Source organism: Arthrobacter sp. ISL-72 (assembly GCF_018613755.1).
Taxonomy (GTDB): Bacteria; Actinomycetota; Actinomycetes; order Actinomycetales; family Micrococcaceae; genus Arthrobacter.
Window position 1 is genome coordinate 358,726 of sequence record NZ_JAGGPP010000008.1, and the last position, 13,924, is coordinate 372,649.

9 protein-coding genes are annotated in these 13,924 nt (G+C 67.2%); 5 read left to right on the forward strand and 4 right to left on the reverse strand.

Translation table 11 applies throughout. From position 1 onward, the window contains the following. Positions 1 to 39 precede the first annotated feature (39 nt). From J7I92_RS09650 to J7I92_RS09660, 3 genes are read left to right on the forward strand one after another with little or no spacing between them, the layout of a single operon-like run. Complete coding sequence (locus tag J7I92_RS09650) at positions 40 to 1,152, forward strand: MoxR family ATPase (protein WP_214839861.1); 1,113 nt, start codon at positions 40 to 42, stop codon at positions 1,150 to 1,152. Positions 1,153 to 1,166: 14 nt separating this feature from the next. Continuing rightward, a complete protein-coding gene (locus J7I92_RS09655) occupies positions 1,167 to 2,558 on the forward strand; it encodes a DUF58 domain-containing protein (RefSeq protein ID WP_214839864.1) in 1,392 nt (463 codons plus the stop codon). Beyond that, positions 2,555 to 5,059, forward strand: a complete 2,505-nt coding sequence (locus tag J7I92_RS09660) for a DUF3488 and transglutaminase-like domain-containing protein (RefSeq protein ID WP_214839866.1) — start codon at positions 2,555 to 2,557, stop codon at positions 5,057 to 5,059. The genes J7I92_RS09655 and J7I92_RS09660 overlap by 4 nt, the downstream gene beginning before the upstream one ends. A gap of 41 nt (positions 5,060 to 5,100) precedes the next feature. Here J7I92_RS09660 and J7I92_RS09665 read toward each other — a convergent pair whose 3' ends face one another. Further along, positions 5,101 to 6,603 carry an NAD-dependent succinate-semialdehyde dehydrogenase gene (locus tag J7I92_RS09665; RefSeq protein WP_214839868.1) on the reverse strand — a complete coding sequence of 501 codons (1,503 nt, stop codon included), beginning with the start codon at positions 6,601 to 6,603 and terminating at the stop codon, positions 5,101 to 5,103. A gap of 154 nt (positions 6,604 to 6,757) precedes the next feature. Then, the gene (gene rsmI, locus J7I92_RS09670; protein WP_251039750.1) at positions 6,758 to 7,633 is read right to left on the reverse strand and encodes a 16S rRNA (cytidine(1402)-2'-O)-methyltransferase; all 876 of its coding nucleotides are present in this window, start codon (positions 7,631 to 7,633) and stop codon (positions 6,758 to 6,760) included. Between the two features lie 166 nt (positions 7,634 to 7,799). On the opposite strand from rsmI, the gene J7I92_RS09675 reads away from it, so the two are divergent. Further along, positions 7,800 to 9,515, forward strand: coding sequence for a dolichyl-phosphate-mannose--protein mannosyltransferase (locus tag J7I92_RS09675; protein WP_251039678.1), 1,716 nt, complete (start codon positions 7,800 to 7,802; stop codon positions 9,513 to 9,515). Positions 9,516 to 9,643: 128 nt separating this feature from the next. Next, a complete protein-coding gene (locus J7I92_RS09680; protein WP_214839884.1) occupies positions 9,644 to 11,473 on the forward strand; it encodes a long-chain fatty acid--CoA ligase in 1,830 nt (609 codons plus the stop codon). 78 nt (positions 11,474 to 11,551) lie between these two features. Here J7I92_RS09680 and J7I92_RS09685 read toward each other — a convergent pair whose 3' ends face one another. Then, positions 11,552 to 12,784, reverse strand: a complete 1,233-nt coding sequence (locus tag J7I92_RS09685) for a TIGR01906 family membrane protein (RefSeq protein WP_214839886.1) — start codon at positions 12,782 to 12,784, stop codon at positions 11,552 to 11,554. Between the two features lie 121 nt (positions 12,785 to 12,905). Then, entirely contained in the window at positions 12,906 to 13,898 is a 993-nt protein-coding gene (locus J7I92_RS09690; RefSeq protein ID WP_214839888.1) for a stage II sporulation protein M, read from the reverse strand. Positions 13,899 to 13,924 lie beyond the last annotated feature (26 nt).

The window sequence follows — 13,924 nt, forward strand, 5'->3', positions numbered from 1 at the left end:
GATGCGTGCCAGGCTTCACCCAGGGCTGAAAGGCTGCCGATGGACTCCCACAGACGCACCACAGTAGACGAAGCACTCCCGGAAGGGCAGGGCTTTTCCGCCGGTGCCGGCGTTGTGGGAAATCAGCTCAACGGACTCAAGCCGGCCATGGTCCAGGACGCCTTCCATACTGCCAGCGAGCGCATCCTCTCGGCCATCAACACGGTAATCGACGGCAAAGCGGAAGCTGCGAAGCTGGCCCTCACGGTGCTGCTGGCCCAAGGCCACCTGCTGCTGGAAGATGTTCCCGGAGTGGGAAAGACGCTGCTGGCGAAAACCCTGGCCCGGACCATCGACTGTTCGGTCAGCCGGATCCAGTTCACCCCGGATCTCCTGCCCTCGGACGTCACGGGTGTGTCCATCTACAACCAGGCCTCGCGGCTGTTCGAATTCCGGCCCGGCGCGGTGTTCGCCAACATCGTAATCGGCGACGAAATCAACCGGGCCTCCGCAAAGACCCAGTCCGCCCTGCTGGAATGCATGGAGGAGCACCAGGTCACTGTGGACGGGGACTCCTACAAGCTGGATGAGCCCTTTATGGTCGTGGCCACGCAGAACCCGATTGAGATGGAAGGGACCTACCCGCTTCCGGAAGCCCAGCGGGACCGGTTCATGGCCCGGATCTCCATGGGCTATCCGGACAAGGACTCGGAAATCGAAATGCTGGAGACGCACCAGGCGACGTCACCGCTCACGCGGGTGACCGCCGTCGTCACCTCCGCCGATGTGGCCGCGATGATCGCCACCGTCCAGCGGGTCTACGTTTCGCAGGCCGTCAAGGAATACACCGTGTCCCTGGGGCGGGCCACGCGTGAAAGTGCCATGCTCCGCCTCGGAGCCAGTCCCCGGTCCATGCTCCAGCTGCTGCGTGCGGCGAAGGCCACCGCAGCCCTGGAGGGCCGGGAGTTCGTACTGCCCGACGACGTCGTCAGCGTCGCCGAGTCCGTGCTGGCGCACAGGATCATTCTTGACCGCAAGGCCGCCAGCACGGGTGAAACTCCGCATAGCGTGATCCGCAGCATCCTGGCGAAGCTGCCGGTGACGCAGGAGATGTCCGCGACGCCGTACCGGACCGCCGGCCAGCGCGGTCCGGACCTGCGGCACACCCGGTAGCCGAAGGTGCCACGATGGCTTTGACGGACGCGCTCCCGGGACGCCTCTTCAGCACGCGCGGCTGGGGGCTGCTGGCTGCCGGGGTGGTTTCGTTGCTCGCCGCGCAGGTCATGGGCCGCCGGGACCTGCTCACGCTTGGCCTCCTCCTGATTGTCCTGCCGCTGGTCTCGCTCGCCGGGATCCGCATCCTCAAACCCAGGTTCAAGGTGTACCGGGAGTTCAACCCGGCCAGCGTGGAAACCTCCTCCACCACCACCGTGCGGCTGGCCGTGGCGCGGACCGGACCGGCCGCCGGCCAGGTGGTGATGGAGGAACACCTTCCGCCCCGCTTCGGCGAGTCGCCGGCCTTCCGGTTCCCGGCTCGCTCAGCCGTCGGCGGAACCAGCCGGTACGAGTACCACCTCCGCTCCGGCAAGCGCGGGCAGTTCGTTATCGGCCCGGTAACGGCCGAGTTCACGGACCCGTTCGGCCTCGCGCTGCACCGGCACGCCATCGACGACGGCGACACGCTCACCGTGACGCCGGCCGCCGTCGAGCTCCCCGCGACGGGGCTGGCGGGCGCACGCGGCAACGACGGCGTTACTGCGACGCGGATCCGGGCAAATCCGAGCGATGACGACGTCATGACCCGCGAATACCGCCACGGGGATCCCATGCGCCGGGTCCACTGGCCCGCGACAGCCAGGCACGGGGAACTGATGGTGCGGCAGGAAGAATCGGTCACCACGCCGGAGGCCACCATCATCCTGGACCAGCGGTGGTCCGTGTTTGCGCGCGGGCCCGGTGCCGCTTTTTCAGCCACCTCGGGTGAGGACGGCCACGAACTGGTGACCAGCGACACGTTCGAATGGGCGGTTACGGCTGCCATGTCCGTCAGCGCCCATCTGGCAGAACGCAGCTACGCCCTCCGCTTCCTCGATCCAGCCGGAGAACCGGCTTTCGTGCATTCGCCCTCGGCCCCTGAACCTGAAACCGAGGAGTACGCCGGGGCCGGCGGCCTGCAGTCGATTGCGGAGAGCCTGGCCGCCATCCAGCTGTCCGGCGCGCACCATGCTCCGGCACCTGAAACGGGTCCGCATCCGTTCGACGACCGGCTCATGGATAAGCTGTCCGCCCACCGCCAAAGGGGCCCGGTCATCGCCATCCTCGGCCACCTGCAGGTGGCGGAGGCACGATCCCTGTCCGCCGCCGCAGGGTTCGGGGCCAACGCTTTCGCGATTGTCGTCACCGACCATCCGGGAGACTGTCACGCGGCCCTTGAATCGCTGCGGTCCGGCGGCTGGCGGGCCGTTGCCGTCGCCCCGCGCACGCCGGTGCCGGCGGCTTGGTCCTATTTCGACCAGCGCGATGCGGCAGCCGCCACGGCGGCCGCGGACGTTCGCCGCGGCACGGGGGTCAGCCGATGACCGTGACTCCCCACCGGCATTCCGGTCCGGGTCCGGAAACCGACCGCACACCCGAAGTCCTGGCCCCGTCACAGGCACCGGCGGGCGGGTGGCGCCGCGCCGGGGCGCAGCCATGGGTCATGGCGGCCGCAGTCGCCCTGGCGGTAGCGGGCGCCGCCCTTTCCCTGAACGGGGTCCTGCGCGGGTGGGTCTGGTATCCCCCGGTGCTGACCACGGTATTCGTTGTCGCCCTGGCCATTGCCGCCTTAAGGGCGCTGCGGGCACAGCCCTTCCTCGTGGCGCTGGGCGGCTTTGCCTCCCTGGTCTGCATCCTGACGTTTACTTTCTTCCGCAGGGACAGCATCGCGGGTTTCATCCCCTCCGCGGAAACCATGGACTCACTGGGCAGGTACCTGCGCCGAGCCAGCGAAACGGTCCTCGCCGAGAGCTCCCCGGTTGCGCCCAACGCCGGCATTGTCCTGGTCACGTGCGCAGTCCTTGGCCTGGTGGTCATCCTGGTCGACGCCCTCGCCGTGCCGCTGGCCCTGCCGGCGACCAGCGGCCTCGGGCTGCTGGCTATCCTGGTGGTCCCGGCGATGGTCAAACCGCAGAGCGTCGGGCCGTGGGGCTTCGCCGCTGCGGCCGCCGGCTACCTGATGATCCTTGCCTGCAGCCAGTGGTTCTCACCGGATAACGGCACTACTGCCGACACAGCCCGCAATCCGGGACAGTTCCGCCGCGCGGCAATGACGGGAGGCGTGGCCCTGGTGGTCACGCTCCTCCTCCCCCTCGCCATCCCCGGCTTTGACCAAGGCACGTTCCCGCAGGGCTCCCGGTTGAATCCGTGGGGTTCGTCCACGGGCCTGAACCCCATGATCAGTCTGGGCAACAGCCTCCGCAGTCCCTCCGGTGACGGGCGCATCACGTATGCCACCAGCGCCAGCCGTCCCCCGTACCTGCGGTCCGTCACGGTGGACCGGTTTGACGGCGAATCCTGGTCGCCGGACGACCGCGACGGTTCCCGCCGCGTGGGGGTTGGCCGGATGGACTCCGGGAACGAGATCCTCGCTGACGAGCAGGTCCGGCAGGTCACGGCGATCAACACGGGCCGATTCACCAGCCCCTACCTGCCCGTGCCGTACGCTCCGGACGCGGTCAACGGCCTGGACGGCCGGTGGAGTTGGGACCCGGCGACGTTGAGCATCAAGGGCGTGGACACCAACTCGCGCAACCAGCAGTACGTGGTGCAGTCCACCGCGCCCAGGCTCACCCCCGAACTGCTGTCCCGGTCCTCCTCGCCGGTGCGCGGGATCTCTGAGGAATTCGTCCGTCCGCCAAATAACGTGCCGGACATTGTGCGCACAACGGCGGATACCGTGACCCAGGGAAGCCAGACGGCCTATGCCAAGGCAATGGCCATCCAGAACTATCTCCGGTCGATGGAGTTCACGTACTCGCTGCAGTCCCCGGTCCAAGGCGGCTACGACGGCAACGGACTCTCCGTCCTCGCGGACTTCCTGACGCAGAAAAGCGGATACTGCATCCATTTCGCCTCAGCCATGGCCGTGATGGCCCGGCTCGAAGGAATTCCCAGCCGCATCGCCGTGGGGTACGCCCCGGGCCGGTCCACTGGCGCCTCTGTTTCGGTTCCCGGGCAAGGTGCGCTGACTGAATACGAAGTTGACTCCCGGGACGCGCACGCCTGGCCGGAACTCTACTTCCAGGGCCTCGGCTGGGTCGCCTTTGAACCGACCCCTTCACGCGGAGTGGTGCCGGATTACGCATCGCAGGCCTCCAGCGCAGGCGCCAGCACCAACGAAAACAACGACGACCTCATCCCCTCCAACGGCGCCACCCCCGGGCCGACACCAAGCGCGGCACCGGCTCCGCTGCCGGGACTGGACGCGGCCGGCGCTCCCAGGCACCCGCTGACCCTGCCGCTTTACGGGGCCGCCGGCGCCCTCCTCCTGGCCCTGATCACCGCATCGCCGCGGATGGTTCGCACCGGGCTGCGGAGCCGACGACTCAAAGGGAACCAGTCCACCGGCACCGTCACGGCCGCGGCGGCCTGGGCCGAGCTGCGGGACCTGGCAACCGACTATGGCCTGGCTCCGGGCCTCAGCGAAACACCCCGGCACTTTTCCCGCCGGCTTCGCGGATCAGGCGCGCTGGGCGAGCCGGATGGAACGGACGACGCCGCCGCTCGGGCGGTCGCCTCGCTCACCGCAGACTTTGAACGCCTCCAGTACGGCCGGCCGGCTGAGCGCGTTGACGGGGCAGCTCCGGCCGGTCCCTCAGCGGCGGACAGGATCGCCCGGGTTCAGGCATCGCTTCGCAGGCATTCGCGCCGTCCCCGGCGGTTGCGGGCGGAGTGGTTGCCGCCGTCGGTCATGAATCGCTGGGGGCAAATAGTCTCGCTGCCCTTCCGGTCCATTGCGCATGCCGTCGGCATACCGGCGCAGGCCGCCGCGCGGTCCTGGCGGACGGTGCGCGACGGCCTGCGGCGGCTGCGGCAGGGCTAGCATGCCGGCATTTCCTCAGCTGCGGAATTCGCAGCAGCCAACTACTGGTCGGCGTAGGGGTCGGCGATGCCAATGTACTGGGTGTAGAGGTACTCCTCGATTCCCTCCAGGCCGCCTTCGCGGCCCAGGCCGGACTGCTTGACGCCGCCGAACGGTGCCGCGGCGTTGGAGACGACACCGGCGTTCAGTCCGAGCATGCCGGTCTCGAGCCGTTCACCCATCCGGATGCCGCGGTTCAGGTCCCTGGTGAAGACATAGGCCACCAGGCCGTACTCGGTGTTGTTCGCCAGGCGAATAGCTTCATCCTCGCTGTCGAAAGTGATGATCGGCGCGACGGGACCGAAGATTTCCTCGGACAGGATCCTGGTGCCCTCGGTGACACCCTTGAGGATGGTTGGCTGGTAGAAGTACCCCGGCCCGTCCACCGGGGCGCCGCCGGCCACGGCCACGGCACCGGAAGCCACCGCGTCGGATACCAGTTCGTGGACCTTGTCCCGGCTCTTCGCATCGATCAGCGGGCCCACCTTGGACTCCGGTTCGGTGCCGCGGGCGGTGGTCATCTCGCCCATCTTCGCGGCGAACTTCTCCGCGAACTCGTCAGCGACGGATTCGTGCACGATGAACCGGTTGGCCGCGGTGCAGGCCTCCCCCATGTTCCGCAGCTTCGCCAGCATAGCCCCGGCCACGGCAGCATCGATGTCGGCGTCCTCGAACACCACGAACGGGGCGTTTCCACCGAGCTCCATCGAGGTCCGCAGCACCGTCTCCGATGCGTCCGACAGCAGGCGCCGGCCCACCTCGGTGGAACCGGTGAAGGACAGTTTGCGCAAACGCTGGTCCTTGACCAGCGGACCGGTGGTGGCACCGGCGGTGGACGTCGGAATGACGTTCAGGACACCGGCGGGCAGGCCGGCTTCCTGCATCACGGCTGCGAACAGCTGGGACGTCAGCGGTGTCAGGTTCGCGGACTTGAGCACCATGGTGCAGCCTGCGGCGACGGCCGGGGCGATCTTGCGGGTGGCCATGGCCAGCGGGAAGTTCCACGGCGTGATCAGCAGGCACGGGCCCACTGGCTTCTTGGTGACCAGCAGCCGGGACTTCCCGTCCGGGGACACCGAGTAGCGGCCGAATGCACGGACGGCTTCCTCGGAGAACCACCGCAAGAACTCGGCGCCATAGGTGACCTCGCCGCGGGCCTCGGCCAGCGGCTTGCCCATCTCCAGGGTCATCAGCAGCGCGAAGTCCTCCGCCCGAGCCGTGACCAGCTCAAACGCCCGGCGCAGGATCTCCCCGCGCTCACGGGCCGGGACCTTGGCCCAGGAATCCTGTGCAGCAGCAGCCGCGTCCAAAGCGGCCATGCCGTCCTCGGGGCCGGCGTCAGCAATGCTGAGCAGGACCTTGCCCGTTGCCGGATCCTCGACGTCGAAAGTCTTCCCGGACGCGGCCGGGCGCCATTCGCCGTTGATCAGCAGGCCGGTGGGAACAGAGGCCAGCAGCTCGCTCTCACGCTCCGCAGAAACAGTGGGCTGTGCAGTTACAGTCACGATGACTCCCTCGTCAGCAATTGGGGTTTGAATGGGTTCAGCTCTCGGCTGCTTTAAAGCCACGGTACTGCTGTGGCTTCCGGAGCGTCTATGCATGCGCGCACTATGCTCTTCGGCCTTCGCTGTGCAGCTGCACAAGCGGTGAAGAGGCTAGCTAGCGGGCGGCCAGCACTGCTGAATAGAGCTCACGCTTGCTGACTTTGGCATCTTCCGCCACCGCAGCGACGGCCTCCTTGAGCCGGATTCCCTGCGCCATCAGGCCGTTCACGGCCGCAACGTGGTCCTCTGGCTTACCGGGCTCACGTTCAGGCGCTCCGCCCACCACCACGGCGATTTCTCCGCGCACCTCGTTTTGCTCCGCCCACTGCAGCAGGGTGCTCAGCGGGCCCCGGATGACCTCTTCATAGGTTTTGGTGAGCTCACGGCATACGGCGGCAGGACGGTCCGCGCCGAAGCGCTCGCGAAGCGCGCGAAGCATCGGTTCCAGCCGGTGGGGCGCTTCAAAGAACACCATGGTCCTGCGTTCGGCGTCGAGCTCGGAGAGCCGGGATGCGCGTTCGCCCGCCTTGCGGGGAAGGAAGCCTTCAAAGCAGAACCGGTCCGTTGGAAGGCCGGAGAGAGCCAGGGCTGTCAGGACCGCGGATGGCCCGGGTACTGCCGTGACAGTCAGGCCAGCGGCTACTGCCCCTTCAACAAGGCGGAAGCCCGGATCCGAGACGGCCGGCATTCCGGCGTCGGTCACCATCACGATGGTTTTCCCGGCCCGTACCTGGTCCAGGAGTTCCGCCGTCTTTGCCGCTTCGTTGTGCTCGTGGTAGCTGATCACCCGCCCACCCACGGTAATGCCGAGGTTCTGCACCAGCCGGTGCAGGCGCCGGGTGTCCTCGGCGGCAACGATGTCAGCCGTGGTGAGGAGCTCAACCAGCCGGGGCGAGGCATCGCCGACGTTCCCGATGGGGGTCGCGGCCAGCACGATCCTGCCCGGGCCTCCTGCCGCGGAGCGGGCCGCCGGTTCCCCGGCCAGCGTCAAAGACTCCTCTGCGGCACCCGCCGCAGGGGACAGTGTCGCGGCCGGCGTCGAACCTGGTTCTGCGGAAGTGCTGGCGTCATCGGAGCCGCTGGCGCGGGAAGTATTTTGTTGGTGATTCACTTGACCAGCCTACTGCTGGCAGGCTCTCCCAGCGCCAAAAGGTAGCATGGGGCTCGTGACGCAGACCTCCGTACCACCTCTCGAGGCCGACTCAGCCAACCCGGAGCAGCCGCCTACCGGGGCAGCGGGCCGCAACCTCGAGGGGCACCAGTGGGTCCGCCGGCCGCGGGAGGCGTTCACCGAAAGCGCCCTGCAGGAGCGGCTCCTCGGAAGCATCCGGAGCTGGCTGGACTACCCGCCGTCGCTGCGGCTGTGGTTCTGGCTCATTCCAGGCATCACGGCGGCGATCGGCGGCATCCTTCGCTTTGTCCGCCTCGAGACTCCCCGCAGCCTGGTGTTCGATGAGACGTACTACGTTAAGGACGGCTACTCGTTGCTGGTCAGCGGCTATGAGCGCAACTGGCCGGACAAGGCCAACGAATCCTTCACGGCAGGGAATCCCGGGGTCATCCTCTCCTCCCCCGAGTACGTTGTGCACCCGCCGGTGGGCAAGTGGATGATCGCCGCGGGAATGTGGCTGTTCGGCCCCGATAATCCCCTTAGCTGGCGGTTCAGCGCAGCGCTCACCGGAACGCTGTCCATCCTCCTGGTCTCCCTGATCGCGCAAAAACTCTTCCACTCCCTGACGCTCGGGGCTGTTGCGGGCCTTCTGCTGGCCGTGGACGGCCATCACCTGGTGATGTCCAGGACTTCACTGCTGGACATCTTCCTGATGTTCTGGATCCTCGCAGCGTTCGGCGCGCTCCTGATGGACCGCGACGACGGCCGACGGCGTCTGGCAGCCAGGTTGGCGCGGCAGTCCGCGGCCGGCACGTCGGGCATGCCTTCCGTGACACAGTTGATTTCCGGGCCCTGGCTCGGTATCCGCTGGTGGCGTGTTGCGGCCGGAATCTGCCTGGGCCTTGCTGTGGGAACCAAGTGGTCCGCGTTGTTCTTCATGGCGGGCTTCGGACTGCTGACCGTCTTCTGGGACCTGAGCGCCCGCCGGATCGCGGGAATCCGGGGCTGGATCAGCGGCGGCATCATCAAGGACGGGATTCCCGCCTTCCTCAGCATCGTGCCCGTCGCGGTCCTGGTGTACGTTTCCACGTGGGCCGGCTGGTTCCAGTCGAAGGATGCGTACTTCCGTCATTGGGCCGACACCAATCCTTCCGCCGAGTGGGGCTGGCTCCCGGGACCGCTGCGGTCATTGGCCCACTACCACCTCGAGGCGTACAAGTTCCATCAGGGACTCAGCTCCGACCACCCCTATGAAGCCAGCGCCTGGAGCTGGCTGGTGATGGGGCGCCCCACCTCGTTCTTCTACGAATCCCCCAAGGAGGGAAGCCCGGGCTGCGACGTTGCCAGCTGCACCTCGGCCATTCTCTCGGTGGGCAATCCCCTGATCTGGTGGGGTGCCACAGTTTCGCTGGTCATCCTGCTGTTCTGGTGGGCGGGGCGCCGCGACTGGCGCGCCGGTGCCATCCTCGCCGGGCTCGGTGCCGGCTACCTCCCCTGGTTCATGTACCCGGAACGCACCATGTTCACCTTCTATGCCGTGTCGTTTGAACCATTCCTGGTACTTGCCCTGACTTACTGCCTGGGCCTGGTCCTCGGACGGCGGTCGGAGCCGCTGTGGCGCCGGCGGTCCGGCCTGTACCTCGTGGCCATGTTTGTGGCCGGTGCGGTGCTGCTCTCGGCATTCTTCTACCCCATCTGGACCGCGGAAATCATCCCCTACCAGGACTGGCGGTTCCGGATGTGGATGCCGTCCTGGATCTAGGGCAGGATTGCTAAGGGGCCGCGGACGACCCCGCCGCAGGCAACGGCGCCGCAGGCAAGCCGCTGCAGGCAAACGCGGCAAACGGGGCACACCGAAATCGAATCACGGATCCGGAACGGAGACTGGCAGTGAGAGAAGCAAGCACTGAACTGCTCGTGGAGCTGGAGCAGGACAGCAACGTCACCGACCTGCTGCTCGCCCGGCACGCCGAGGACCCGTCCCACGCCGTCTACGCCCGTAAAGGCCCCAACGGCTGGGTCGACGTCCCCGCCGGAAAATTCCTGGAGAAGGTCAGGGCACTGGCCAAGGGGCTGATCGCAGGAGGCCTCGCTCCGGGCGACACCGTCGCAGTGATGTCGGGCACCAGGTACGAATGGACCCTGGTGGACTTCGCCATCTGGTTCGCCGGCGGAGTGAGTGTTCCGGTGTACGAGACCTCTTCCGCAAGCCAGGTCGAGTGGATCCTGCACGACTCCGGCGCCCGCAGGGTGTTCGTGGAGGATCCCGCCAAGGCGGAGCTCGTCGCCGGCGTCCTGGCCCACTCCGAACTTCTCGGGGAGGCCGTGGTGACAGTTACCAGGATGGACGACGACGGCGTCGCACCCAACCTTGCGAGCCTCGCCGCCGCCGGCGCCGGCGTCACCGACGCCGAGCTGGAACGGCACCGCGGCACCGCGACGCTGGCCGATGTGGCCTCGCTGGTTTACACCTCCGGTACCACTGGCAAGCCCAAGGGCTGCGAGATAACGCATGGCAACTTTGCCCTGGTGGCCGTGAACATCGTGGAGTTCCTGCCTGAGCTGCTGCGGCAGGAGGGCGCCAGGACGCTGATGTTCCTTCCCCTTGCCCACGTTCTGGCCCGCGCCGTGCAGGTAGTGTGCCTGAGCGCGGGGGCCAAGCTGGGCCATACCCTCGGTGCTGCCGAACTGCTGGAGGATCTGGCCACGTTCAAACCCACGTTCCTGCTGGTGGTGCCCAGGATCTTCGAGAAGGTCTACGCGGGTGCCGGCCACAAAGCTGCTTTGACAGGCAAGGAACGGCTCTTCGCCGCCGCTTCCGCCGTGGCCGTCGACTACTCGAAGGCCCTCGACGCCGCCGCGCGCGGCCAGGGAGCCGGGCCGGGCTTTATGCTCCGCGCCAAGCACGCCGTCTTTGACCGCCTGCTCTACCCGAAGCTCCGCCAGGCCTTCGGCGGACGGGTCCGGTACACGGTCTCCGGCGCCAGCCCGCTGAGCTCCAGCCATGCCCACTTCTTCCGCGGCGCAGGCATCCCTGTCCTGGAGGGTTACGGTCTTACCGAAACGACCGCTCCCTGCACCGTCAACACGCCGTCGCGGACCAAGGTGGGAACAGTGGGAATTCCGGTGCCCGGCACCATCGTCCGGGTGGCGGATGACGGTGAGGTCCTGGTCAAGGGCATCGGCGTCTTCAAGGGCTATCATGCCAACGAGGCAGCAAACGCGGAAGCGTTCGTGGACGGCTTCTTCCGCACGGGAGACCTCGGTTCACTGGATGAAGACGGCTTCCTCGCCATTACCGGCCGCAAGAAGGATCTCCTGGTTACCGCCGGGGGCAAGAACGTGGCACCCGGACCGCTTGAGGAAAAGATCCGGGAGCACCCGCTGGTGGCTCAGGCTGTGGTGGTGGGCGACGGGCGGCCGTTCGTCTCGGCACTGGTCAATCTTGATCCCGAAGGCCTGGAAAACTGGTGCTCGGCCCAAGGGATTCCCGCACTGGGCGTTGCTGAAGCCACCTCGGACGCGCGTGTCCGGACGGCCGTACAGGGCGCGGTCGACCAGGCCAACCTGCTGGTGTCGAAGGCTGAGTCGATCCGCAGCTTCGTTCTGCTCGATGCTGATTTCACGGTTGAATCGGGATACCTGACGCCGTCGCTGAAACTCAAGAGGGCCGCCGTCGTCCGCGACTTCGAGGCCCACATCAACGGGCTGTACAGCTAGCGGCTGTACAGCCGGCAACAGCACAGGCGACCGGCATGCTTGCCGGTCGCCTGTGCATTCGGGAGTCAGCTCCCTGGCCTACACCACTGCGGTGCTGCCCTTGGCGGTGCCTTCCTCCGGCGTCCCTTCCTTGGCCGCCCCTTCCTTGGCAACGCCGCGGCGCTTCCTGGTGGGCCAGGTAAGGACCAGGGTGACGACCGCGGCGATCAGGACCAGGGCCGCGATGGCGATGCCGGCGTCAACCCAGAACTGTCCCGGGAAGAGCCGGATGAGGGTGTCGTCCAGGGCGAACGTCCAGGTTCCGCTTGCGAAGAAGATCCGGTGGAACTCGGTGAAGAACTGCTGCCAGCCAAGTGCCGCCAGCGTGCCGAGCCCAAGAATGATGACGAGGGTAACGATAGAGCCGGCGAAAAGGCCACGGCGGACGCCGCCGGTGCTGCGCCGCCGCAGGTAGATGATGGCGATGATGCCCAGCAGGATCAGCAGGGCACCGCCGGCGAAGGCTGACAGGATAACCAGTTTGACGTCAGCCATGTGGCTGACTTCGCCGTCCTGGAAGAGCGCGTCGCCGCTGCGGTTGACGAGCTCGCCGAGATACCGCGGGCCGGACCAGTTGCTGAGGTAGTCCACCGCATAGGACCCATAGGTCATGCGGTCATCGGTGCTGAAGCCGTAGCCGTCGCCGGGGAAACCGGGACGGTTGTACTCCACCCACAGAAACAACGGACTTGTGACGGCCCGCACGGCGAGGACCAGGAGGATAACGGGGTAAAAGGCGGCAAGCAGGACCTGCATGACGCGGGGCAGGACCGGCTTGGTGTTGGCAGCAAGCTCACGCTCGGCGTTGCGGCGCTCCACCTCATCCTGCGGCGGGCGCACCTGCAGGGCGGAGGTGGGCAGCGGTTCGCGGAAGTGCGTGCCCCTCCCCTGCGGCTCGGGAGTGGAAGGCCCGACGGCGGCCTCTGCAGCCTTGCGGTCCGCGCGGCTTTCGGCCTGCGTAGAGCCGGTTTGGGTAGATCCTGCTTGGCTAGATCCCGGCTGGGTGGATCCCGTCTGCGTGGATCCCGGCTGGGTGGATCCTGTCTGGGTGGATCCGGTTTGGCGCGCAGGGGTGCCGGCGGACGCTGCCGGCTGGTCCTTGCCTGCGTCAGGGGAGGTGCCTCCGGCCGGAGCTGCTCCCCTGGCCGTTGCCCCTGCGCCTGTCGCCGCGGCGGCGGGCTTCATCCAGTCGAACGCGGGTTCGTCAGTGTCGCCGGCCGGATCCAGGTGTGGATCCTGCCGGTTCGGCGGGGTGGGAGTTTTCTCAGTCACTAAGTTTCACTTCCGTAGGCGTCCGCATTGCCGGGTACCGCCAGGCAACGCTACTTATCTCCAGATGAGCCTACCGTCAGGCACTGTGTGGCGGCAGGTGCCACCCCGTTCCCCATCGCATTCAGGCAGCCAGCTCGGTGTACCCGGCATCGGCGCTGTCCAGGTCGCCGCTTGCCCCGGAGCGGTAGGCCCGCCTGCCCCAGACCAGCACATAGGTCCAGTAGACGGCGAGGACGGCCGCACCGATGCTGATCTTGGCCCAGACGGGAAGAATGCTGGGCGTCACGAAGGCCTCTACCAGGCCGGAGACAAACAGCACCAGGACGAGTCCAAGCGCCACGGTGATCAGCGAGCGTCCTTCTGCCGCCACCGCGCGGGCCCTGGTTCGGGGCCCCGGCGACACCAGCGCCCAGAAGATCTTCAGGCCGGCCGCACAGGCGATGAATACGGCCGTGAGTTCCATCAGCCCGTGGGGCAGGATGTAGCTGAAGAAGACATCGGACTTTCCGACCGCCGCGAAGACTCCCGCAGCAACCCCCAGGCCCTGGGCGTTGCCAAAAAGGATCATCGGAACCCAGAATCCGGTAATGCCCAGGGCCACCGCCTGCGCCGCAATCCAGGCGTTGTTGGTCCACACGGCACCGGCGAAGGAGGCTGCCGGGTTTTCCGAGTAGTAGTCAATGAAATCCTGCTCGACGTACTGCCTGATGGTGGCGTCGGAGCCGAGGGCGCGGAGCGCGTCGGGGGAGGTCGCGATCCACAGCGCGTAGGCGGCCGCCACCAGGCAGAACGCCAGGCCGCACCAGACCGTCAGCCAGCGGATCCGGTAGAACGCTGCCGGCAGTGCCACAACGAAGAACCGGGCCAAGTCGTCCATGAAGTTGGACCTCGCCCCGGTGAAACGCGTACGCGCCTGGGCCAGCGTGGCCGACAGTGTCGCGGACAGTCCGCTTTCGGGCGCCACGGAGCGAATCAGGGAAAGGTGCGAGGACGTGGCCTGGTAGAGGCGCAGCAGCTCATCGGCTTCGTTTCCGTTCAGCCGCCGTTTGTACGCCAGCACGTAGAGCCGGGCCCATCTGTCTCCGTTGACCGCGGAGAACGCATCCATGTCCACGGCACTACCCTAGCCCCAGCGTGCCC

Bases quoted from the DNA above. Each gene is read 5' to 3' on its own strand.
- J7I92_RS09650 (WP_214839861.1), top strand. From the start codon at position 40: ATGGACTCCCACAGACGCACCACAGTAGACGAAGCACTCCCGGAAGGG.
- J7I92_RS09655 (WP_214839864.1), top strand. From the start codon at position 1,167: ATGGCTTTGACGGACGCGCTCCCGGGACGCCTCTTCAGCACGCGCGGC.
- J7I92_RS09660 (WP_214839866.1), top strand. From the start codon at position 2,555: ATGACCGTGACTCCCCACCGGCATTCCGGTCCGGGTCCGGAAACCGAC.
- J7I92_RS09675 (WP_251039678.1), top strand. From the start codon at position 7,800: ATGGGGCTCGTGACGCAGACCTCCGTACCACCTCTCGAGGCCGACTCA.